General features: G+C 37.2%; 21 protein-coding genes and 1 riboswitch. All 21 genes read right to left on the bottom strand.

What is annotated here, in order from left to right:
• Window positions 1-87 precede the first annotated feature (87 nt).
• Entirely contained in the window at window positions 88-903 is an 816-nt protein-coding gene (locus F7731_RS22625) for a PHP domain-containing protein (RefSeq protein WP_151537065.1), read from the bottom strand.
• A 15-nt stretch (window positions 904-918) separates the two neighbouring features.
• Window positions 919-1,614 carry a phosphonate C-P lyase system protein PhnL gene (phnL, locus tag F7731_RS22620; RefSeq protein WP_151537064.1) on the bottom strand — a complete coding sequence of 232 codons (696 nt, stop codon included), beginning with the start codon at window positions 1,612-1,614 and terminating at the stop codon, window positions 919-921.
• Window positions 1,615-1,691: 77 nt separating this feature from the next.
• Window positions 1,692-2,867 (bottom strand): phosphonate metabolism protein PhnM, encoded by a 1,176-nt coding sequence (phnM, locus tag F7731_RS22615; RefSeq protein WP_151537063.1) that lies wholly within the window; start codon window positions 2,865-2,867, stop codon window positions 1,692-1,694.
• Between the two features lie 234 nt (window positions 2,868-3,101).
• Complete coding sequence (locus F7731_RS22610) at window positions 3,102-3,941, bottom strand: ATP-binding cassette domain-containing protein (RefSeq protein WP_212031234.1); 840 nt, start codon at window positions 3,939-3,941, stop codon at window positions 3,102-3,104.
• Window positions 3,931-4,803, bottom strand: coding sequence for an alpha-D-ribose 1-methylphosphonate 5-phosphate C-P-lyase PhnJ (locus F7731_RS22605; protein ID WP_151537061.1), 873 nt, complete (start codon window positions 4,801-4,803; stop codon window positions 3,931-3,933). The genes F7731_RS22610 and F7731_RS22605 overlap by 11 nt, the downstream gene beginning before the upstream one ends.
• Window positions 4,803-5,909, bottom strand: coding sequence for a carbon-phosphorus lyase complex subunit PhnI (locus tag F7731_RS22600; protein ID WP_151537060.1), 1,107 nt, complete (start codon window positions 5,907-5,909; stop codon window positions 4,803-4,805). The genes F7731_RS22605 and F7731_RS22600 overlap by 1 nt, the downstream gene beginning before the upstream one ends.
• Entirely contained in the window at window positions 5,910-6,506 is a 597-nt protein-coding gene (phnH, locus tag F7731_RS22595; RefSeq protein WP_151537059.1) for a phosphonate C-P lyase system protein PhnH, read from the bottom strand. It lies immediately after the preceding gene.
• Window positions 6,507-6,535: 29 nt separating this feature from the next.
• Window positions 6,536-6,958, bottom strand: coding sequence for a phosphonate C-P lyase system protein PhnG (gene phnG / locus F7731_RS22590; RefSeq protein ID WP_151537058.1), 423 nt, complete (start codon window positions 6,956-6,958; stop codon window positions 6,536-6,538).
• A gap of 133 nt (window positions 6,959-7,091) precedes the next feature.
• A complete protein-coding gene (locus F7731_RS22585; protein ID WP_151537057.1) occupies window positions 7,092-7,808 on the bottom strand; it encodes a GntR family transcriptional regulator in 717 nt (238 codons plus the stop codon).
• 927 nt (window positions 7,809-8,735) lie between these two features.
• Complete coding sequence (locus tag F7731_RS22575; RefSeq protein WP_151537055.1) at window positions 8,736-9,422, bottom strand: LrgB family protein; 687 nt, start codon at window positions 9,420-9,422, stop codon at window positions 8,736-8,738.
• Complete coding sequence (locus F7731_RS22570) at window positions 9,400-9,807, bottom strand: CidA/LrgA family protein (RefSeq protein ID WP_246197408.1); 408 nt, start codon at window positions 9,805-9,807, stop codon at window positions 9,400-9,402. Before F7731_RS22570 ends, F7731_RS22575 begins: the two co-directional genes overlap by 23 nt.
• Window positions 9,808-10,671: 864 nt before the next feature.
• Window positions 10,672-11,097: a hypothetical protein gene (locus tag F7731_RS22565; protein ID WP_151537053.1), complete on the bottom strand. Its 426-nt coding sequence runs from the start codon at window positions 11,095-11,097 to the stop codon at window positions 10,672-10,674.
• 1,774 nt (window positions 11,098-12,871) lie between these two features.
• Complete coding sequence (locus F7731_RS22560) at window positions 12,872-13,579, bottom strand: SH3 domain-containing protein (protein ID WP_151537052.1); 708 nt, start codon at window positions 13,577-13,579, stop codon at window positions 12,872-12,874.
• 396 nt (window positions 13,580-13,975) lie between these two features.
• On the bottom strand, window positions 13,976-14,935 hold the full coding sequence (locus F7731_RS22555; protein ID WP_151537051.1) for an ABC transporter permease: 960 nt from the start codon (window positions 14,933-14,935) through the stop codon (window positions 13,976-13,978).
• Window positions 14,935-16,086 (bottom strand): ABC transporter permease, encoded by a 1,152-nt coding sequence (locus F7731_RS22550; protein ID WP_151537050.1) that lies wholly within the window; start codon window positions 16,084-16,086, stop codon window positions 14,935-14,937. Before F7731_RS22550 ends, F7731_RS22555 begins: the two co-directional genes overlap by 1 nt.
• Window positions 16,079-17,611, bottom strand: a complete 1,533-nt coding sequence (locus F7731_RS22545) for an ABC transporter ATP-binding protein (RefSeq protein WP_151537049.1) — start codon at window positions 17,609-17,611, stop codon at window positions 16,079-16,081. The genes F7731_RS22550 and F7731_RS22545 overlap by 8 nt, the downstream gene beginning before the upstream one ends.
• Before the next feature lie 120 nt (window positions 17,612-17,731).
• A complete protein-coding gene (locus F7731_RS22540; protein ID WP_151537048.1) occupies window positions 17,732-18,886 on the bottom strand; it encodes a BMP family lipoprotein in 1,155 nt (384 codons plus the stop codon).
• A gap of 128 nt (window positions 18,887-19,014) precedes the next feature.
• Window positions 19,015-19,116, bottom strand: a riboswitch (purine riboswitch).
• A 478-nt stretch (window positions 19,117-19,594) separates the two neighbouring features.
• Entirely contained in the window at window positions 19,595-20,557 is a 963-nt protein-coding gene (locus F7731_RS22535; RefSeq protein ID WP_151537047.1) for a polysaccharide deacetylase family protein, read from the bottom strand.
• A 97-nt stretch (window positions 20,558-20,654) separates the two neighbouring features.
• Entirely contained in the window at window positions 20,655-21,755 is a 1,101-nt protein-coding gene (locus F7731_RS22530; RefSeq protein ID WP_151537046.1) for a glycosyl hydrolase family 18 protein, read from the bottom strand.
• 275 nt (window positions 21,756-22,030) lie between these two features.
• The gene (locus tag F7731_RS22525) at window positions 22,031-22,942 is read right to left on the bottom strand and encodes an LCP family glycopolymer transferase (protein WP_151537045.1); all 912 of its coding nucleotides are present in this window, start codon (window positions 22,940-22,942) and stop codon (window positions 22,031-22,033) included.
• Window positions 22,943-23,347: 405 nt separating this feature from the next.
• Entirely contained in the window at window positions 23,348-24,847 is a 1,500-nt protein-coding gene (locus F7731_RS22520) for a glycosyltransferase family 2 protein (RefSeq protein WP_151537044.1), read from the bottom strand.
• Between the last annotated feature and the right edge of the window lie 71 nt (window positions 24,848-24,918).

The following is a 24,918-nucleotide window of genomic DNA, read 5'->3' as shown; positions in this document are numbered from 1 at the left end:
GTCCAAATCGTCTACATCTACTAGTTCACCATATTAATAGAAAAAAATCCCAATATTTACAGTATCTTTATACTATCTTTATATTCATTACATAAAAACTGATTCAAGAAGTTCATTGGGACTTACAAGATCCCCTATCATAATCGGTGTGCCATAATCTCCATGAAAATCGCTTCCGCCAGTTCGAACTAGGCCATAGTCATCTGCATACTGATCCACTCTGTGTTTATCTTCTTTTGAATGATCAAAATGATTGCGTTCAATTCCGTCGAGTCCGTTTTTCACAAGCTCTGGAATTAATTCGTATGAATCAAGTTGTCCAGGATGAGCCAACACCGCATAGCCATTGTCCGCCTTGATTGCCTTGATTGCTGCAACTGCATCCTCGTATTCAATATCTCTTGCACATATTCCGTTTCCTTTAAAAAGCGATTGATACAGTTTTTTATAGAGCGGTGTTGTAAAATGATGATCAAGTAAACAATGCATTATATGCTGTTTGTAAATGACACCCGACATCATCGCTTTTTTCTCAACATCCTCAAGCCGGATATTGTAGTTATTCTTTTGCAGTTGCTTAATTTGCCATAGGGAATTCTCATGTCTCCTTTTTAATAAAGGATTGCAAAGCTCCTGGATATGTACCGCGTCTTTATCAAACTGATAGCCGAGAATATGCACTTTCCGATTTCTCGTAAAATCATAAGCAGAAATTTCGATACCAGGTACGACTGTTATGCCATGCTTCTTCCCTTCCTGTTGGGCAGCTTCAATGCCAGCGATTGTATCGTGATCCACTAGGCTCAAATGGGTAATTCCTCTCTTTGAGGCCAATTCCATCAATTCTTCCACCGATGAGGACCCATCTGAATAGTGGGAGTGAACATGTAAGTCCGCCTTCATGCAAATCCCTTCCTTTTAAACGAGCGTTTTTTCCTGCAAATCATACACTTTATCACATAATCCATCCATGAATTCCAAATCATGAAAGATCCCGATCAGCGTCGTTCCATCTGCTTTCAATCGTTCAATCACTTCTCGCACCTTCAATTTCGAGGCATCATCCAAGCTTGCTGTCGGTTCATCCAACAATAATAATCGGGGGTTTTTCACAATGGCACACGCAATATTCAAGCGTAATTTCTGCCCACCTGAAAACGTATTCGGGTAACTATCCCATAGCTCGGGATCCAATTCAAAATGTGACAGAGCATCTATAGCCGCCTGCCGAGCTTCTTCTTCTGGCTTCCCCATTTCAATGACTGACTGTTCCACAAGTTCACGCGCTGTCGTTCGTGGCATTACATTCAAGAACTGCGATACATAGCCAATCTCATGTTTACGCAAATATAAAACTTCTCTTTCAGATAGCTGCGCTAGATCGACAATTCCGAACTTATCTGACCTATACAGAACCTCACCTTTTTCAGGTAAATAGGTTCGATAAATGCTTTTTAAAACGGTTGATTTCCCACTGCCGCTCTTTCCGACAATGCCAATGAATTCACCTTCGTTTAGAGTAAATTCGATGTTCTGAACAGCCTGCATAATTTTGTTTAAATGATGAATTGTAAAGGATTTACCCAATCCTTTTACTTCAAGCAGTGGTGGCATTGGATTCTCCCCTTTCTTCATATTTTTTCTATGAACTTTCCAATATCACTCTTTGAATAAAGTAATCTCTTTTATTTTCAACGATACATCGTCCTTGTAATCAATTTTCCATCTACGATGGAAGCCGTCACTACCGGAAAGCCATCATCCATTTTCTCGATAATGATAAGATCCGCTTTCTTACCTTCCTTAATGGAACCAATCTCATCATCAATTTGAACGGCTTTTGCCGGGTTTAATGTAACGAGCTGAAACATTTTATGAAGATCCTGTCCATATTCGTCACTCAATTTGAAAATAGAATGCAATAACGCAGCAGGATAATAATCGCTGCACAAAATATCAATTGTCTGTTCCTCAATCGCCTCAGCTGCTGATAAGTTTCCGGAATGTGAGCCTCCAAGCATGACATTCGGTGCCCCCGCGACTGTCCATAAGCCCATTTCTTTCGCTTTCCTCGCAACTTCTATCGTCGTTGGAAATTCACTGATTGTCGTCCCATAGCTTTTGACTAACGACAGCTTCTCTACTTCGTCATCATCATGCGAGGCGACAGCAATATTATTGTCCAAAGCAAATTGTGCAATCTCTTTTATTTGATCCAGCGTAATTTTCTCTTTATTCATGCTCTCAGCTATGAGTACGTCCGCTTCTGCATTCGTCATGGAACGGAAACCTTTCAAAGTTTCACGATAGATTTCCAAATTTCTATATTGTCCTTGTCCCGGCGTATGATCCATGAAGGAAATAAGATGGACTTTTCCTTCCTCAATGTTTTGTATAAACCGATCTACTGCCTCAATATTGTCAATTTCAAACCGTGCATGCATTCTATTGCGGATCAAATGCTCACTTGTATGTGTTTCGTTGATAGCATCGATGAGCCGGTTAACGTTTTGCGGATTGCGAATCGGTTTATGAGAAAACCCATCGTCCTTATAGATGGAAAGAGAATGGAACATGGTTGTAATCCCATGACTGATTAGAATTCTCTCTGCCTCTCGGATGCCCATATTAAAGTCCATTAAACTTGTAGGTCTTGGTGAAATAATTCCTTCAATATAATCAGAATGGATGTCAACGAATCCAGGTGAAATATAGCCGCCTTGTGCGTCAATGATTGTGTAATCATTGAACTTTGCAACGTCTTCCTCGGAAATGATTGCTTTGATTCTTTCATTTTCAATAACGACAGCATGATGTTGAAGAATTTGTTCTTCCATAATGAGTTGGCCATTTGTCAGTACGTACACATTAACACTCCTATCAGAGGTTGTTCAAAAAGTCCGGGAAAAATTCCTCGAAAAAGAAGAGCGCTTTTTCTTCGTGCGATTTATATTAGAGAAGATAATTCAAATAGCTGTCGAATTTCGGCGTCAGCTTACTTCTCCGCTCCTCACATATCAAAACCATACGGTCCGGTGCTCGAAGGCTGCGCTTCCTTGAACTTCTCGGCTCTTTTTGTCCTCCTTTTTGAACACAAATTATCAGATTAAAGAATAGACAAGTTGTTGCGTATAAGCATGCTGTGGATCTTCCAAAATCTGATCCGTTAATCCCTGTTCAATAATCGTTCCATTGAGCATGACAATCGTCCGGTTTGCAAGCATTCGGATGACAGCAAGATCATGAGACACAACAATCATGCTAATGCCAAGTTCCCGCTGAATCTTTTTGATTAAATCAAGGACGCTTGCTTGTACCGATAAATCTAGTCCTGTCGTTACTTCATCCAGCAAAAGAATAGGAGGATTATTGGACAATGCTTTCGCAATTTGAACACGTTGCTGCATTCCGCCTGAAAACTTTTTTGGTTCATCTTTCATACGAGCAAGTGGAATATGGACATGCTCAAGTAATTCTTTACTTCTCGCTTCCATTCGATTGACATTTCGATCACCAGCCGCAATGAGTTTTTCAGCTATATTTCCGATAGAGGAAAAATCCATTTTCAGTCCAAGCATCGGATTTTGGTATACCATGCCGAGAATTGTATCTCGGATAAAACGTTGTTGTTGAGAAGATTGTTCAAATACATTTACCATCCCGTCTTTGTAAGGGTTTATATACCCTTCCCCACTTGTTACGGTTTCGTCAAAATACAGGCATTTCATCATCGTCGATTTTCCACTTCCGCTCTCACCGACGATGCCAAGAATTTCACCTTGATAGACATCAAACGAAATATCACGACAAGCATAGACCGTTCTGCAATGTGGACAATAATTTTTCTCTAGCACTTCCTCATGAGCGTTCGTACAAATTGAACATCCTGGACCATATTGCTTCGTCAAGTTTTTCACTTGTAAGATAGGCTTATCTTGCATGTTCAACTTCCACCTCCACTTCGCGTCCCTGCTCATTCAAATTAGCAAGACAATAGCTCGTATCATTGCATTGGTAATAGGCCTCGCCCGTTTCTTGGTTGACCAATTCATCCATAAATACATTCGTCGCATGACATAGATGACAATGCTTTCCGTCGAATGATTCCACTTCAAATGGATGATCTTCAAATGCCAGTGAAGTGACATTTGTGTAAGGCGGTACAGCATAAATTTTCTTTTCTCGTCCGGCACCGAGTAATATCAATGAGTCCGATTGGTGCATTTTTGCATTATCAAAACGCGGAATCGGACTCGGCGCCATGACATAACGATCATGGACGAGCACAGGGTGATCTGCATTCGTAGCCGTTTTTCCGTACTTCATAATTTGTTCAAACAATAATAACCATGCTCCGCTATAATCATTCTCCGCATGCAGTTTTTTCGTTTTATATTCACTTGGTTCCACCCAACGCAAAGGTTCAGGAATCGGAACTTGCAGCACCATAATTTGCTTTTCTGTTAATGGCACTTCTGGAATTCGGTGCCGGGATTGGATGATTGTTGCTTCGCTCGTTTCGATTGTTGTCGCGACTCCCGTCGTTTTATGGACGAGTTTCTTAATATTCACCGCATTGACCGATTCATCAGCACCTTGGTCGATTACTTTCAGTACGTCCTGTTTTCCGATAATCGACAAAGTAATTTGTAGCCCACCTGTTCCCCAGCCGCGTGCAATCGGCATTTCTCTTGAAGCAAACGGCACTTGATAGCCAGGAATAGCAACCGCTTTTAAAATGGCCCTGCGTATTTCTTTTTTGGAACCTTCATCAAATAAAGCGAAATGGGTTTGTGGTTGCATTATTTTTCAGACTCCTTTTTAATTTTCCGCATACTATCCAGCTTAGATTGGAACGTGACGTAATGCGGCAATTTCAAATGGGATATAAAGCCGCTCGACTCGACCGAATCGATATGAAGCAAAACGAATTCTTCATCCTGTGTCGGGTGACCTTGGCTTCCGACTTCTAAGCTCTGATCTAAAATGCTCATGGCAATTGCCTTTGTTTCGTTCTGTCCATAACAAATCCCATAACCGACTTCAAATTCAAGTTCTTCCGTATTATCTTCTTTTTGAATGGAAATCGGAACGAACGCTTCCACTTCGGTCACTTTGATTTTACCGATATAATAATCATTTTCGATTTCATCTGATGAATCTGCGGGGTGGCTGATCGTTAATGGCAGCTTGCCGACACGCAATTCTCCTACTGTCGGATGGACTGCGCCATATCCCCGAATGGATGCATAGCCGAGCGACGTAATAGCGCCCGTTTGTCCTCGCGTTAATACTTGAAGTCTTTCACCGCGCGTCGTCGGAAACTGAATACTTTGTTTCGTCACATCAATTGGTTCAGTGTTATCGTCTGTCACTTCGGAAAGTAATTTTTCTTTTCGAAGATAATCGACCACCTTTGGCAATGACGTTAAATCAGACTTCTCAGTAACAGTCATTTCCTCATTCATATATTGCTCAAGCCATGCTTTCATTGCCGATTCCGTTTCATCAATCAAATCAAAGTCCATTAATCGATGTGTATAATCATACGATGCACCTAAAATTTGTCCGCCGGGAATGTCTTTGAAACTCGCTGATATTCTTCGTTCTACCGCCATCGTGTCCGGCTCTACAACTCTTGTATAATAGTGCCTTGGCAATGTGGAGCGATGTGCTCGCAAAAGGAAAACAGCTTCCTCCATATTTCCTTCCGATTGTTTAATAGCGAGGGCTGCCAGAAATTCCGAATATAGGCTGCTTTCTGACATTACTTGATCGACCATTCCGCGCATCGTTGCCATGATTGTTTTAATTTCCAACAGTTCCTGTAAGTGGATCCGTTCAAACGTCATCCGTTTAATCGATTCTTCAATTGCTTCCGTTCCGCCCTTTACTGCTACATACGCCATTTAGGACACCTCGCAATTGTCGATTATTGTTGTTCTTGGCAAGCACATTATGTTGCTTTGGTGGTCAATTAGTATCATATCCACGCCAAGCGGGTATTCTTTATTAGCCTTCGCCCTTCCAGATACCCACAACTCACTTGCAGTAATTTGTACGTTTTCCTTAGTCTTAATTCCGGGTCCGTGTAGCGTAAGTTGGGGGTCATTTGACAACTTTTCCATCTCAATAATAATCGTCGCGGATTGTTGCGGGTTTGTTAATGTCCCTTTTTTTGCTTGATTAAAAACTTCGCCTATCATTTGCGGCTGGACATCTTGCAGGATAAATATATAATCCGCCTTGTGCAGGTCAGTTGCTTTTGACAATGTATAAGCTGAAAGCACCTCTTCGATTTCAGCTGCATTTTCGCCGATAATATGAAAGCGTACTTCTGCATCCAATAATGTCATTGCACCTAGAAACGTTGCATGACGGCAATTTCCCAGTTGCTCCATCTGGTTTCCTATGTCGTCAATATTTTTAATCGTTCCCGGTCTCGACATGCAATGGAGAAAGGTACGAAAAACTTCTTGTGTATCATGCACTACGTCAATGACCATTTTTTCACTCCTATGTATTCGTTTTTATATCAAACGTCCATCATTTCAAAATTGACTTTTGTTTTTAAAATGGATGCTTCTTGTGTAGTTCGATTATGACGGATTCGTTTTTCTTCCTCTTCAAAGAGCAACGTCCAACCTTTCGTCTCCACTAAATTCGCTTCGTATGCCGCATCAATCACCGCTAACAAATAGGACAACTCTTCTTCATCCCCGACAACGATTCCGACGCCAAATGCCTGATTGATCTGTACCTTTGTTTCAGTAACGAGCACCTCACCAAGGTAAAAAAGAGTTTTTTTGGCCGTTTCCCTCATGTTGACCATCGTTAACGCGTGATGTGGTTCAGCTATAATGTGGATCGTATGGTTACGCTCAATTTCGCACACCAGTTCTCTTGCCAAATGACGTGAGCCATCAATAAGAATTTCTGTCCGTTTACGTCGATTCATCCTCTCACTCCTTCACAAACCCATCTTATCTTGTTGCCAATTGAGGTAGTGTTAAAGGTTTATTAAAAGAATGTAAATGTGAATAAATAAAGTGAAGCCTCTGTCAAATAGTTTGACAAAGGCTTCTCTTTATTTATTCAGCTGTAATGACATAGGTAAACGAGTCACTGCGGTAGATGATTTTTGTATATTCGAGTACAGTATGTTGATTAGCATCGATGCAATCACTCTGAAGAACAAATAGTGGAACAAGTGGTGCACAATCGAAAAGGGAACGTTCAACATTTGTAGGGAATGAAATGCTGACATTGCTTTTGCTACTCAAAAAACTAGTAAAACCTTTCTCCTCATAATAAGCAAACATGGACTGAATATAGGCGCCATCGCTTTCGATTTGTGGGAAAACACTTTTCGCTACGTATGATACATGAAGGGCAATCGGTAACCCGTCGATGATCCGCAATCGAGAAATCTTGTAAACGTCATCGTTCTGTTCCACGTTCAAGCAAGCATAGATTTTTGGATCATAGACAATTTTTTCACAGCCAAGATTTTGAGTTTTTAGATCGTAGCCTGCCTGTTTCATTTTTTCACTAAAACTTGAACTCCCGGTTAGATGCAATTCAATCTGGCGCTGTTTAGGCTTTAAAAAACGCCCCTTCCCTTGCTTTGAATAAAGATAGCCCATATCTTCCAACTTTAAAAAAGCATTCCTCACTTTGATTCTCGGCACACCGTAGTGGTCAGCAAGTTCATTTTCCGATGGAAATTGATCATTCGCTTTATATTTCCCTTGAACAATCTCTTGAATCAGGTTATCGATAATCATTAATTCGATTTGTTCAGCCATCGCTTCTCCTTCAATTCCGTTAGTTTTTATACATACGTCTACTTATAAGAGCTTAACGAAATATGCTACTCAGATGAAGCTTTTCTTACTAGCAATATTTAAAAATCTCCCATCCGTTCGATGAATAGATGAGAGACCTGATTTACAACAATGGGAGTTTCCTCCAACTTATGGAAAACCTCTATTTTATATTCCCCTAATTTATTTATCCTTTGAAACAGCATTATAATTTTTGAGCTTTGAAAATGGTTTTTTCTTTTTTAAGTACTTTTCGTTAAGGATAATAACCTTCATATTATCGCCGGGTGTGTATTTTCGATAGACTGATTTATATTTTTCAAATGCGAAGTGCCCTAAAATATAAATAGGTAAGATTATGAACAGAAGGATTATTATTTGTAGAATATAATTGACTTGATTTCCAATAACATAAGTTGTCATTACAACATGTGTCACAAAAGCAACCATTAAAATTATAACCACATTACATATATGAAATGGGAGTACATCTTTTTTTTCCTGAAACATCCGCTCTAGTTCAAGTTTGATAAAAAGAGTAATAAATACTGATAACACAATTACAAAAAGGGAAAATAAATATGCAAAAAAAGTGTACATTTTTTTCCGATTCCCTCCCGCTCAACCAATATGATCACTCAATTTTAGATGAGATAACTTCTTCCTTATCAACTTACAATATCTTCATTGTAACACAAGAAATGAAAAAAGAGGTTTCTCATAAATTTGCCCGATTTATGAGAAACCTCAGTAATATCCCCTTTTGTTAGTAACCAACATAAAACCTTGTGTAACAATGATTCAATAGATGAGGTTACATCATCCCGCGAAAAAGTATTATAAAGCTTTCTCTTCCAATATATATGTTGATTCCGCGCTGTCTTTGTTGTTATTAGCAGATATAATTTTCTAAAGATGAATGATTGGATAAATCCATGGGAGGATGATGGATGTAATAATAGCTACAAGTCCCATTGCTACACTTGACACCGCTCCTTGAATAGGACCTTCCATCATTGCTTGGCTCGTACCTATTCCATGAGAAACAGTTCCTAACCCAAGACCGCGTGAAAACGGGTCAGAAATTTCCACTAAGTTTAAAATGATCGGCCCCATCACTGCCCCAAAAATACCTGCAGTTATAACAAAAGCAGCCGTAAGTGAAGGATCCCCGCCAATATGGACAACAGCTTCAATCGCAACAGGGCTTGTGACTGCTTTGACAGCAGATGCCGCTTGGATTGTGTCAGATAGCCCTAATGCTTTTGAAAGCCATACGGCAGAAGTAATCGTTGATATCGTTCCGATCACCAGTCCCAGAACTGCAGGCTTTAATTTTTCTTTAATAATTTCCCGATTTTTATACATAGGCACTGCAAGAGCAACAGTAGCGGGTCCTAATAGAATAGTCATCCATTCTTTTGCTGGTACATATTGTTGATAGCTAATATCCATTAAACTAAGAAACACAATTATGATGATAGTAGCTGTTAAAATAGGGGTTGTTAATGGCGAAGAAACACGTTGTGATAGTTTTTTTGCGCCTATATATACGATAATTGTAATGAATATATTAAGCAGAGTGAGACTGTCCATGATATGTGCGCTCCTTCCTAGTTAGAGCCCTTTCCTTTTTCGATAAATACTGTGTTGTTCCAGCTGTTATGACTAAACCAACGACCGTACTTCCGGCTATCATCAGGACTAATTCTAATCCATGAGCTTTAATTAGCCCTCCATAGTTGATTAAACCGACAGCAATCGGCACAAAGAAAAATCCCAAATGCTTATTTAAAAATCCTACACCTTTCTCGATATGCCTTAACTTAATGATTCCGGTTGATAACATCGTATATAAAATGATTATGCCCAGCACACTAGCTGGTATCGGCACATCAAAAGTCTTAATAATGTAACTAGAAAATTCATAGATTGCCCAAATAAAAAATAGCTGAGCAAAAAAAAGCAAAGCACTTTTCACAATATAACATTCCTTTCGACTGCTTAATTTGAAGAGTAAGTATAATTCAGGACCAAAAAAAGAAACCTAAAGGTCGTTGGAATGACTTTACAAGTCGTCCCATTGAACTTTAGGTATCTTCATTTTTTCGAGCTCACAGTAAATAACTGAAATAGACAAACCAACCTTTCTATTATAACACTTTGTACTGAAGAACGTTATCCTTTTTCGCTCGCTCATACGCTAATATAATAACTCCAATGATATTTAAAACTACGCCGAGCCAAGTTCTTCCGTTCATTTTTTCCTCCAAAAAAAGAACGCAAGTAGAGCTAACTATTTATTCATTAGATAGATTCATTCTGACCGTAAAAACAAATGGTTAATGTAGCCGAATCTTGTCAATATCTACTCATAATTTGTAGATATTTCCCGGGAATTTGTTGAAATTTGCAAATTAGTGATTTCGTTTAATTGATTGGGGGCGAGGGGGGGAATTTCAAATGTATTAGGTATTGCAATCTCTGTTTCACTGGTTGCTTCTAATCTTTCTTTTTGTTGATTCACAAGGGCTTTAGCTGTATCGTTTAGAGACTTGCCCATATCAGGTAACGCAATAAGCGCTCCGATGTCGGATTGAACAAAGATACGCGGATTGCCCTCTTGGAAAAGAATGCTCGTTCATTCGGTTGTATATCACGTCGCATATCGACCTCCTTTTCTATTAAATAAGAAGGTTTTTACACTTTTTTGCAAGTCATATCGCCCAGCGATACGAAACAAAAAAGAGCCAATCAGCCTCTTTCATGAGGATTCCTTTAATCTACTCCAAAACAATTAAGTAACTATTGGAGTAGAAGCGTTAATACTGCCCCTTTGATCTTTTCAGTCTTTTAACAGGATTTTATCCAATTCACGTACTTGATCATATGCTTTTATTAGATATTCAGGCACCAGTGTTCTTCCATATTCCCAAGCATTCTCTTCGATTTCTGCTAAAAGCTGTTCCTTTTCTTTTTCTTCACCATAAATGAGAGTCTTTAAAACTCGTGGATTTTTCCTAAATTCTAAATAATAACCAAGCTGAAGATAAAGAATAAGTTTCACAAAGTTTTCATCCGTTTCTTTAATTTTAAAATTAATTTTTGCGTTATATCCGTTAATTTGTAAGTAGTTAAACTTTATCGTATTTGTCGCTATGTTATAACTCATCGGTGCAGTAAGCTTATCGCTGGATTCAACATTTATATTTAGTTTGAGTTCTTGTAATGTACTATTAATTATCTTCTCAATATTCCACATATATAGCATTATTCTTCACCATTCCTTAAAAAAACATTTTCAACAATCGCAATAAAACCCTCTTACTTCAATTTAATATATCCTACCAAAAAGTTGTTTTAATCAAATTGAAGCATATATCAATTTCTTAAACGAATTTTCCGTAAGCCGTTGCCTTTTCCAAAGCAAATATAAAATTGTCAAATTGAAGTCATTTTAACATTATAATACGCTGGATAACGTGACAAGAGTCATTTATCATGGGCGCGATTCACTGTCACTCCCCGATTATTCTTGTTTCACATTAATGTTTCACGGATTGACTTGTACATTTCTATTTCATTTATTATTAATCAAACGTTTAATTAACAACAAAAAAAGCTTCTTAAAAGTCAAACGACTCATGAGAAGCTTCTTTTAATTGGTAAGGCGTTATTACATCATACCTCCCCTAAGGTGAGAGTGTGTAATTTCTTTAACGTTATGTGCAAAAGGTGTGGTATATTAAGGTTTTTGCTAATGAGAAATGTAACATCTTTCACGGGATTTTATCGTTTTTCACTTGAATGCGTTAGCAAATTATTAGCATTGATAATTTGAATTCTATAGTCTGTCTACTTTCTTATCCGAAAAAAACAAATGGTTATTAAAATGCTGCTAATTTTTGTCGATATCTACTCATAATTTGTAGATATTCCCCGGGAATTTGTGGAATTTGAAAAATAGTGTTTTCTTTTATTTGAGTGGGGTCTAGGGGGGATTTTCAATGTATCAGGTATCATAATCTCTGTTTCATTGGTCGATTCTAATCTTTCTTTTTGTTGTTTCACAAGGTCTGTAGCTGTATCGTCTAGGGACTTATCCGTATCGGGTAACGCTATAAGCGGTCCGATGCCGGATTGCACAAAGATACGCAGATTGCCCTCTTTTAAGAACCTATATCCTTTTCACTCTAAAATATGTCCATACTCTTGAACAGTGGGTGTTGCATTCCCACTTCCTTGGAAAAGAATGCTCGTTCATCAGATGTATATCATGTCGCATATCAAACTTCCTTTTCTTAAAAATGAAGGTTCTGGGGATTTTATTGCTAGGTATATCGCCCAGCGATACGAATCAAAAAAAGAGCTTTCCAGCCCCTTTCTTGAGAAGCACTATTAAGTACATGTTGAACTGTTGGAGCCAGGAAACCTTGGTTTTAACAGACACATATCGTTTATCAGTTGGATATCACTTCACTCCTGGCTGCGAGTTCAAAGGTTCATTCTAATCTTTCTTTTTGTTGATTCACAAGGTCTGTAGCTGCATTGCCTAGCGACTTATCCGTATCGGGTAACGCTATAAGCACTCCGATGTCGGTTTGAACAAGATACACGGATTACTCTCTTATAAGTACTCGTATCCATTTCACTCTAAAATGTGACCATACTTTTGAACAGTGGGTGTTGCATTCCCACTTCCTTGGAAGAGAATGCCGTTCATCAGATGTATATCATGTCGCATATCAGACTTCCTTTTCTTAAAGATGAGGGTCCTGGGGATTTACTTGCAGGTTATATCGCCCAGCGATACGAAACACAAAAAAAAGAGCCGATCAACCCTTTCTTAGGGAACTCCATCAGGGATGACTCATGTTTTTATTGAGTTTCTTAACCGCCTCAACTCCCATTTTATTCAAACATTCTTTTTTTCTTGCTTCAAGTTGTGTATATTGTTTAGATTCATATCGCTTAAATTTTCTTCATCAAAAATTTCCTTCCACAAATCTTTACACAGTTAGGCATAAAAACCTTAAACAGACACCTTATTTTCTAAATATGGAGAAAAGCCCTCCCCATTTTTCTTTAGGTTTCTGTATCGCTTCTTCTAATCGTTTATTAAAATCATTTTGTGAACTCCATTCTTTTTTCTGTTCGTCACGCATATTTTGTATTTCTTTTTGTAAGAGTTCACTTTTTTGTTTTTCTTGTTGCAGCAATGTTTCGTAATGGATATTTTGTTGTTCAGTTAATTTTTCAATTTTAGCACTAGTTTTTTGCGCTGAATTTCCTATACTAGAACTTATAACATGATGATCTTGCTGGAGTCGGGAAACCTTTGTTTTAAGCTCTGACATATCGTTTGTTAGTTGGACATTCATCTCACGTGTGGCTGCGAGTTCATTGACTAAAAACATAAAGACCTCTTTTAATTGATTGGGATCATGAGGTATATTTCCATATGTATCGATTAAGGCAATCTCTTTTTCATTGGATCCTTCTAATCTTTCTTTTTGTTGATTCACAAGGTCTTTTGCTGTATCGTCTAGGGGCTTGTCCGTATCGCGTAACGCTATAAGCGCTCCGATGTCAGATTGAACAAAGATACGTCGATCGCCATCTTTTAAAAACTCATATCCATTCCGCTCTAAGATTTGGCCATACTTTCGAACAGTGGGAGTTGCAATCCCTACTTCTTCTGCCACTTCCTTGGAAGAGAAAGCTCGTTCATTTGGTTGTATATCACGTCGCATATCGGACCTCCTTTTCTATTAAATATGAAGGTTTTTAGATTTGTTTGCAAGTTATATCGCCCAGCGATACGAAACAAAGAAAGAGCCGTCAGCACCCTTCTTGAGGGATTCTATTAAATGGGGCTGTTAATATTGAACCTTACAGAAAATATTCAATCCCCAAAGTAACAAGTAAAAGTAGAAGAGATTAAATTTTTGGAAGAAGAGGCCGATTCTTCCGCCTGCTGATTCAGACAGCCATTAACACAACCATGAAACCATAAATACTCATATCACGGCAAACATGAAAGAAAAGGCCTCCCACCAGTTTAGTAAACTGATGAAAGACCTTCTCTAATAATTGGGGTTTTCATTTAAAAATGACGTTATACGGTGGGAACTGCTTAGAAAATTTATTTATCTCTTTCCTTTGTCATAAATTTCACCTAATGCTCTCGGAGCGCGATTTGATTTTGAGAAAAAGATTAATAACAATAAAGTTAATACATACGGTAAAATCATGAATAAATCGGTGAAACTACTTGGTAATGCCATTGACTGAGCAATAAACGCACCCCCAGATTTTGCAAAACCAAATAAAAGACAAGCGGCTAAAGTAGGGAGAATCCTCCAATTACCAAAAATTAATGCAGCAATAGCTAAGAAGCCATATCCCATATAAATATTTGAAGAAAAGTTAGCTGAAATGGAATAGGCAAAACACATGCCGCCTAGACCTGATAATAGCCCCGATATTAAAACCGCAGAAAACCTAATTTTCAATACATTTACACCTGCTGCATCAACCGAATGAGGATTTTCCCCACTCGCTCTTAAGCGCATGCCAAATCTTGTTTTATATAAAAGATACCAAGCAAAAAAGGCAATCACGATGATAATCACTTCAAACGGATACACATTCGTAAAGACTGCACCAATCACTGGGATATTGGCTAAACCTTCAATCGTAAACCGCTCCGATACACCTAATCGAAACTTGTCCGAAGCCGCTCCAAATACAAGTGCATTTATTTGTGTCGTTAAGAAAGTCGTTAGTGCTAACGCTAAAATATTTATCACGACACCACTGATCACTTGATTGGCCTTAAACTTAATACATAACACAGCATGAATAATGGAAAAAGTCATTCCGCCAATCATCGAAAATATTAATGCCACGTAAAATAGATTTTGAACATCCATGCCAGAAGCATTTGCGATTAAAACAGCTGACAGCGCTCCTACGAATGCCCCAAAACCTTGAATGCCTTCAAGCGCTAAATTGATAATGCCACTCTTTTCACTATATATTCCGCCTATTGCCAAAATAAAAAGTGGCAGAGCAAAGGATAATCCATCAATAATTATTGTATCCATTATGATTCACGCTCCTTTCGATCCACTTCTTTTTCCTTCAGGCGTCTGACTTTAAACTTCAAGTATTCACCACATGCACTAACCAATAGGATTAACCCAATGATCACAGAAGAAATTTCTTGTCTAATTCCAGCCTGTGAACTCATATACGTGCTTCCTTGATCAATAATAGATACTAAAAATGATGAAAAAATAACACCAATTGGATGAGAGTTTCCTAATAACGATACAGCAATGGAATCAAAACCGAGACTTGATAATACTTTTGGTTGTATGGAAGAAAAATGACCTAAATAATAAGTGACACCTGCAAGACCAGCCAAACCTCCTGACATAACCATGGCTAAGACTGTATTTCTTCCGACATTAATTCCTGCATATTTTGCTGCATTACGGTTGGAACCTACTGCTTTCATTTCAAAACCAACTACTGTTTTGTCCATCACAAACTTTACTAAAATAGCGGTAATGATGGCTAAAATAAAGCCTAATGGAATATCCATTTTCAAGTTGGCAATTTCGACATTTACTAAAGTTAATCTTGCTGCTTCTGAAATATATTGGGATTGTCTTGAAACTGGATCAATATAAAACATTTGAATAAAAAAGCTTATGACATATTGAGCAATATAATTTAACATAATCGTAGTTACTACTTCATTAATGTTAAATTTATATTTTAGCCAGCCTACTAATCCTCCTATTAATCCTCCAGCGACCATTCCGACTAACAGCACAAGCGGCTTTGCGATGACAGCATCTAAACCACTATAACCAACTATAATCGTCGCTAAAAAACCAGAGACAAGCATTTGACCGGAAACTCCAATATTAAATAGACCCGCTTTAAAAGCAACAGCAACTGCCAAGCTCGCAAATACTAACGGAGTCATTGCATTTAGCAAACTTAAAAAATCAGTCACCATGCTCTTATAGCCAGCATAAGAAGGCTTAGGTAAGATTCCAGCCCCTTGGAATAGGTTATAAAATGCCTGTATGGGGTTTTTTCCAATTAACAGGATAACAACAGCCGCAGCTATAAAACTGATTAATATAGATACTAATGGAATGGAGATAGGTTGCCATTTCTCATTACTTAATGGTCGAATAAGACTATAACTGAAGAATTTTTCCTTTTTATCTTTACTCATGCTTTGCCCCCATCATATATTCGCCGACTTCATTCGTCGTTAATGATTCACTACTAGCAATTTTTTGAAGTTGGCCATTATATATAACTCCAATGGTATCCGCTACATTCATAATTTCATCTAACTCTAATGAAATAAGTAAGACTGCTTTTCCTTTATCTCGTTCTTGAATCATCATTCTATGAATATTTTCAATCGCACCAATATCTACTCCCCGTGTTGGCTGAACGAAAATCATAAGTGGCGATTGTAATTCGATTTCGCGAGCAATAATCGCTTTTTGCTGATTACCGCCACTCATCGAACGAACTTGCGTCTTAATTCCTTGCCCGCTTCTAATATCATATTTATCAATCATATTACTGCCGAATTGCTCAAATTCTTCTTTATTTAAGATTCCCTTACTAGAAAAGGGCTCCCTATAGTACTGCTTTAAAGCTAAATTCGTTGATAAATCAAAATCCAAAACGAGTCCAAAACTTTGTCGATCTTCAGGGATATAAGATATGCCAGTTTCTGTTCTGTTTCTTATACTTTCATTCGTAATGTCCTTACCTTCGAGGAGGATTTTTCCACCACTAACCTTTGTTAATCCAGCAATGGTATCCGCTATTTCAACTTGGCCATTATCTGCTACTCCAGCAATAGCAAATATTTCGCCACTGTGTATCGTAAAGGAAACATCTTTAACTACTTCAAATCCATCTTCATTTTTAACGGTTAGATGTTCGACCTTTAATACTTCCTCTTTAAACTGAGCAGGTACTTTTTCGGATTCAAAATTGACCTCTCTGCCTACCATTAATTGTGCCATAAGATTAACCGGTGTTTTCTTCACATCCAACACGTCAATTAATTTGCCTTTGTTCAATACGGCACATCGATCGGCGACTTTCTTAATTTCTTCTAGCTTATGTGTAATTAATATGATTGTTTTTCCACCGTTTCGTAGACCTTCGATAATACCAAGTAAGAAATCAATTTCTTGTGGCGTTAAGACTGCAGTTGGTTCATCAAAAATAAGGATTTCTGCTTCACGATAAAGCACCTTTAAAATTTCCACCCGCTGCTGCATCGAAACAGTAAGATCCGCTATTTTTTTCGTAGGATCCACTTCTAGGCCAAAGTTTTTAGACAGTTCTTCAATTTTACGATTGGCATTTCGAATATCTACGTATGGAAAGAGACCTGCAAACTTTTTGATGGGCTCGATTCCTAAAGTAATATTCTCTGTAATCGTATAATCAGAGACTAACTTAAAATGCTGATGGACCATTCCAATGTTAAGCTTTGCCGCATGATTGGGTGAGCTAATTTGGACTTTCTCACCCCGAATATAAATTTCTCCTTCATCCGGTTCGTACATACCACTAAGAATACTCATCAAAGTTGATTTACCGGCACCATTTTCTCCAAGTAAGGCAAAAATTTCTCCCTTTTTAATGCCAAGGGAAACATCATCATTCGCCACGATGCCAGGAAATCGTTTGGTTATATGCTTCATTTCTACAATATAATCAGACATCTTTCGTCTCCTTTATATAGGAAAAGTAATTTAAAAGAAGTTCATCATTCCCTAATGTTTATTAAACAGGGAAAATGATAAACTTCTATTTGTTCATTTCAATATTCTGTATCTATCTATTTATTTTAATCCTGGAAACTTATCTGGAGTATGGCCATTAAAGTTAGATGCAGGTACGATTGTACCATCTTTAACTAACTCGTAAGCTTCATTCATTTTACTTAGAGTATCCTCAGATAATTGATGACGCCCTTCTTCTTTAATAAAACCAGTTGATTCTGTATCTGCATAAAGAACAACATTTCCGCCTTTAAAGCTGCCATCAACAACAGAATTTAATACCTTTTCAACATTCTTACTCATGAATTTTACACCAGATGTTAATACGATATTTTTAGAACCATTCACACCGTCATCATATTGGTCAACATCGCACCCAATCACTTTTACATCGCCTTTAGCTTCTTTAACTGCAGTGAATACTCCATTACCAGTACCACCTGCTGCAACAAAGATAATATCTACACCTTGTTTAATTAACGCATTTCCAATCACTTTACCAGTTGCCTCATCTGCAAAAGATCCGGCATAGTTACCACCAACATTAGCGCCGGTTACATCCGTCCCTGCATAACCTGATAATTCAACACTTTTAACATCTTTACCATATACTTTATTTACATAATTCACACCAGATTCAAAGCCAAATTGGTAATTTACATTTGAAGGATAAGCGATCCCATTTACAACCGCTACTTTATTTGATTTTGTTTCAAGTGCTGCAGCCATTCCTGCAAAAAAGCCACTTTCTTGTTCAGCGAAATTCATGGCATATATATTATCAAATTCTTTTTGGTCCCCTACAGGTGCAGGCTCAGAGTCATTTAAAATAAATATTTTATCAGGATTTTCTACTGCAATACTAGAAATTCCAGCAAATTGAAACCCAGGTGTTACAATCACATCATAATCTGCCACAATATCAGCAACAGCTTGTACAGCCGCAGCCAGATCACCAGTTTCTTCTCTAACAGCCTTTACCGTTGCTGTTGGATGCTTTTTAATAAAGTTCAAAATACCGTTATAGTTATCTTCATTAAAGCTGCCATCATCAACGCCTGAAGGGCTTGTTACAATGGCAATTTTTAATCCTTCTTCACCTTTTCCTGACTTAGCTTCATTTTTATTAGCTGAATCATTTCCGCATGCTGCCATAACAACAGTCATTAAAGCAATGAATAAGATCACTGTCATTTTCTTTATATTTTTTTGCATTGAAAATTTCCTCCTCTGTTAATCATGTTGAATTAATTACTTGAGTAAAAAATAAAAAGCACCGAGTTACACCGGTGCTTGACTTTAGGAAGGTAGATTAATGGAAATAAAAAATAAACTTATCTCCATATGTATATACACAACCTCGTAGTCAAGCTATTTATGGTAGCTTGGTAGAAACTTTCGGGCCATATCCCCAATATTATACGAGAATAATATTTAATTTTTACTAACTCATAGTACCACCTAAAGTCCCAATCCGTCAATAAAAAAATACGAACATTATACAGGTAAAATCGGTTAATATTCGCAAAGCGAATGTAAAACCTTTGGAATATTCACATAAAGCGAATTTTTGTTAAAAATATCCTAACATAAAGATACAATAATGAAGTAGGTGCATGAAATAACTCCAGCCTAACAAAAAGAAAAAAAGCCTCCCACAAGTTCAGTGAACTTATGGGAAGCTTCCTTTATTTTTCTCAATGTTAGGATGTCAACTTACTAACAACCCCAGTCATTTCAAGGGTTTGAGGGCGTTATTTCATCATGCAACCGTAGGTTGAGAGTGTGTAATATCGTTAACGAAAGGTGCAAAAAGTGCGTTAAATCAAATACATCATACGGAAAACTTACAATTATAGTAATCTTTTAAAAACAAAATATTCCAATAGGGTTACCCTATTGGAATATTTAATTTACCTGTTTCTAATTATCTAAGAGTGTTGGAACGGTAACAAACTCATAGCCCTGTACGCGTAATTCGTCAATGATTTGAGGCAATGCCTTAACAGTTTCAAATTGCCCGGATGCATGATAGTTATGTTGAAGGACGATAACTCCAGGTCTAGTGTCTTGCTTCACTCTTGATACAATTTCTTCTGCAGACACTCCACTCCAGTCCTTTGTATCGGCCGTCCACATGATCGAACGGTAGCCTTGTTTATTAAGCATTGCTACCTGTCGATCTTCAATTTCTCCATATGGCGGTCGGAATAGTTCTGGTTTGTACCCTATAATTTTCTCAATTTCTGCGGTAGTGGACTGTATATTTTTGTTAAATTGTTGGTCCGTGAGTTCAGGTAAATGCGGGTGATCCCAAGTATGGTTGCCTATAGCATGCCCTTCTTTGTAAATTTGTCTTAATTGTTCTGGATACTTCTTGGCTCTCTCACCTATCACAAAAAAGGTAGCCTTTACACCCTTTTGCCTTAAGATTTCTAAAATTTGCGGGGTATAGATATCTTCTGGACCATCGTCAAAAGTCAGGGCGATTCTTTTCTTACTAGTGTTCCCCATATAAATCATTTCATTTTTTATTGGAACATTGAATCTTTGATTAGGGTAAATCCAATTAGGATTTTCAATTGTTGGGTTGACTTCTAATAGCTCAGGTATAGAGACTCCGAGTTTAATAGAAATTTTATAAAGCGTGTCCCCTTCACTAACTATGTACGTTTTAGGAATTTCTAAGTATTGACCTGGTTCAATTACAGTAGTTAGCAATTTGTTCAAATTAACAATCTTTTCTACTGATGTTTCATACTTGTTGGAAATTTTCGAAAGGTTATCTCCTGATTGAACTATGTAAGCCTCAGCTATTGCAAATTTATCAAACATTGGCAGACAAACTAAGATAAATGCAATTAAAATGGTAGCTTTTTTAAGCATGATTTCACCTCCTCCCGAAGTTTTTGAAAATGTTTGATACACATGAAATAAAAAGCAATACAGATCAAGATAACGATAATACTCCTATTAGCGGGCGCTATTGATTCTCTTCTTCCTGACTTTTATTCAGAACATCAAAAATAGCGCTTGTTAAACTATGCGTCCTTTCAGCATCATGCCCCAGCTCCCATAGCATCAAACCACCAAATTCGTTAGCAAGAGCAAGTTTGGTTTTCTTTATCATTGTCGTTTCTCCATTATAATGATAGGTCGTCCCGTTCAAATTAACTTTGTCTCTTTCAGCATTTGTAGGATCATGATTAATGATAGCATTATAAGGTGATTGCCTTTTCGTTAAGTCTTCTGGTTGTGCATAAAGAGGGACTCCTAATACTAACTTTTTCTTCGAAATTCCAAGTTTGTCAAATAAATTAGACCAATAGCTTACGATATTCTTAGTGAATGGATACGGTGATAAATTTGCAGCATTATATTCCCCGTCCCATTGACCGTCATATGCCATGATATTAACGTAGTCAACATAATGAAACATGGATGGATCATAAACGACTGATTGAACTTCTGTCCCTGTCACACTATGAATCATTGAATATACGGCTATCGATAACTCCTTGTCATTTAAGTGTAACTTTTCTCCCAATGTTTTTGTAAAAACAGCTAGATAATGTGCGTCCTCTTTTGAACGCGGGTGCTCAAAATCAATATCAATCCCATCAAGATTCTCTTCATTCGTTAGTTCAATTAGTTCGTCAATAAGCTTTGTACGAGAAGTGGGATTTGCTATGGCAGTTTTAAAATAGTCATAAGATTCTCCACCTTCCAAGTGGCCCATGCCGCCTACAGCAATCATCACTTTTGTATCTTCTTGGTGTGCATTTTGAACCGTTTTGCGAAGATTTGATACGGCCTTCTCACCATTAAATATGAGACTTCCATCTTTTTCTGGATGGACAAATGAAAAAATAATATGTGTTAACTTCGTATAATCGATCGACGCGGGATCTCGAAAATCCTGAATATATCCTATTAATACTTTTGAATCGACAGGTTCTACCTGGCTTTGTGTTTGTGTCTGACCTTTTTCTGTATTGTTACTTGTAAATATAGATACTAAAAAAAATCCTCCTATAAAAATGAGCAATGCTACTATTGTTAGAAGGAGGTAGTGTTTCTTCATTCAATAACACCTCTTTTCGCAGAAAATCGCCTTTAAAAATAGTAGCAAAAAGAACTGTGAATGGGATGTAATGAGGTGGAAATAGTGTAAGCCACCTTATTATTCTAATTAGAGTTAACAAGGTAGCTTATTGTTGTTATAAATCTTTACTAAGCTGTTTAGTCCAAATAAAACTTGTGGTCGAAAATCAAAAATGTCCATTTATGATAAAGTGATTCTTTTGCATCGGAACCTTCAAGCTTGAAATCCATAGGCATAGACCGCTAGATAGAAAGTTATTGCTTGTCAATCTCAAGGTGTTTTTTCAATTCATTGGAAAGTTCATCGAGCTTTTCTTTATCTGGTATAAAAATGTAGGATTTATTTATTTTCGAATCTTTTCCATCGATTTGGTGCTGTACTATGTTTTGAAGGGACTTTTTATAATTGGATTGAATTTCCCACATATCATTGAAAGTCAAGTTTGTTTTCACGTTGTTTTCAATAACTTTAAATATATCATCAAATTTCGTAATAGAGGATATGTGGGATCCCTTATCAATCACAGCTTCAACTACTTGACGCTGCCGAAGTTGTCGACCAAAGTCCCCCCGTGGATCGTCTTTTCTCATTCGAGAGTACCCCAGGGCTTCTTTACCATTCAAATTGATCGTGCCTTTCGGATAATGAACACCATAAATAGTAAAATCTAAATCATTATCTACTTTCACTCCTCCTACTGCATCAACAATATCTACAAAGCTTTTCATATCACCCTTTATAAAATAATCAACAGGAATACCTAAGAACTTTTCTACAGTACGTATGGCCATTCCAGAACCGCCCAATGCATGAGAATGGTTAATCTTATCTTTTGTTCCTTTCCCAATTATCTTAGTATACGAATCACGAGGAATGCTTACCACGTGCATGGATTGACTATGAGGATTAATCGTTAATAAGATTAATGCATCAGCCCGTCCATGTAGTTGTCGACCTTCGGGATCATCAATTCCCATTAGTAAAACCGAAATGGGATCCCCTTCTTTAATGTTAATCTTTTCAAGTCGTTCTTTAGATTCGTATTTTACTTGAATACTTGCTACAGTTGACGTTACCATAGACCATAAGTAATATGTGAAACCGCCTGCCCCTAAAAGTAAAATAACAATTGTGGTTAATATAATAAGTAATATTTTTTTTCGCATTGTTTACCTCACTTTAATAAATCCAATGGATTATAGATTATTTGTTTATATTAAAAATAAGGAATTATAAACTTTTGAACTGTGGATAAGCGCTTCGACATCCAGCGTAAGCGTCCCAGCGACTAATAAACTTCCCCCTCCTACTACGAAAAGTCAACATCGAATCGCTTACGCTCTTCGTGTTTCCTTTATCTCATTCGGAGAGGCCAAGTCCATACGTCGCTAAACGGGCACTTACGCTTTTGTTCTGAAATTGTTAGTTGGACCAATCGGGCTTTTACGGGCAGTTATCCCCCACCTAGATTTGCTCGTTTACTCTTGTAACCTTTAGGTGGGGGTCTTACTGCCGTTTACTCGGGATAATAAGTAGTTGTCCTGAAAATACATACTCTCTTAATTATTGGACTATGCTACAGATTTAGTATCAGTTTGATAGTCTCGTCCCGTTCGATCTACTTTATTCCAGTCCTTGTTGAAGAAATAAGCAATACTTCCATACATTACAATGTACATAATGATAAAGCGATAGATAAAAATATCTAGGAGAATAGTAAAGATTAAGCGAAATATATCTTTCTTTTGAAATCTAAATCCGTAATACTTACCCACTCCAATTGCCACCAAATTATACATAAAATGAAATAATAAAATGTAAAGTAAATTGGTAAGAATATGTAAAATACCAGAAGAAAATGGATTAAAGATACTATTTACCACAAATAAACTCGTCATAATATAAGCAACAATGGTTCTACCTATAAAAGATTCAAATATATAGAAAAACGAGACTGCTTTAGTAAATAAAGTTTTACAAAAAAAAGAACGGAAATGGATGACACAGTCTATAAATGCCTTTTGCCAGCGTACGCGTTGTTTTAAAAAATCCTTCCAGTTTTCAGGTAATTCTGTATAAGCAACAGCATCTGAAATTAGCGCAATCTTCTTATTTTTTTGTTTGGAGACGTACTGATGGATGCGTAGTGTTATGTCAATGTCTTCTCCTACCGTTGAACGATAACCTCCTACATTAATAAGTGCTTGTTTCTCAAAAATACCAAATGCTCCTGATATGACGGCTAAAGCTTGAAAACGTGCAAGTGATAATTTTGTAACATAGAAAGCTTTTAGAAAATCCAATGTTTGGAGACGTACTAGCATGTTTGCATGAACTAAAGACAAATAGCTCAAAGGTTTAGATGTTTTTGCTTGTAGAACGTGCACGACTCCGCCTGCAGCAACGACGTCCTTATCTTCAAAGGTTTTGTTAATCACTGATAAGGCCTGATCTGTCAAAATGGTGTCTGCATCTAATGTGATAACTAAACTTTGACTCGAATATTCAATGCCTGCATTTAAGGCATCAGCTTTTCCACCATTCGTTTTATCTAAAACGTATATATAAGGGTAAAGCTTGGATTGAAAAACATTTTTTACTTTTTTATGGGACAGCTTTCTGAGTGGGGATCTAGAACATGGTGTTAATTTTAGAAACTTATTCAATAAAGAAAGTGTTTCATCCGTTGATCCGTCATTGATATAAATTACCTCAAACTGTGAATAAGGTAATGATTTCATACTGTTAATCGAAGTTTCAATAATTCCCTGTTCATTGTAACAGGGGACTATTATACTCATCCCTTTTTCTTTTTCTATTTCTACATTACGATTATCATCTTCGCTTTTTTCCCGAAACCAAGGCAAACAATGGAGTAAATGAAGCACGGGGAAAGCATTACCTAAAAAGAACAAAAATACGAGAATATCATCCCAAAAAACAATCGAACTTATAAAATCAATAATCGAAGGAGCTTTATCTTGCTCACTTGATATTGAATTGGCGTATACCACTTCCTTAAAAATAAAATCATTTAGAAAAAGAAATAATAATGATATTTTCTTTAACAATGATCCGTTCACCACCTCACTAAATTGTTATACTATCAGAAAATATGGAATAGAAATTATTTCTATTGGAA

It is taken from the genome of Cytobacillus depressus, from assembly GCF_008923245.1.
Classification (GTDB): domain Bacteria; phylum Bacillota; class Bacilli; order Bacillales; family Cytobacillaceae; genus Cytobacillus; species Cytobacillus depressus.
Note: the sequence above shows the minus strand (reverse complement) of the source record. Positions and strands in the feature narration are given on the sequence as shown.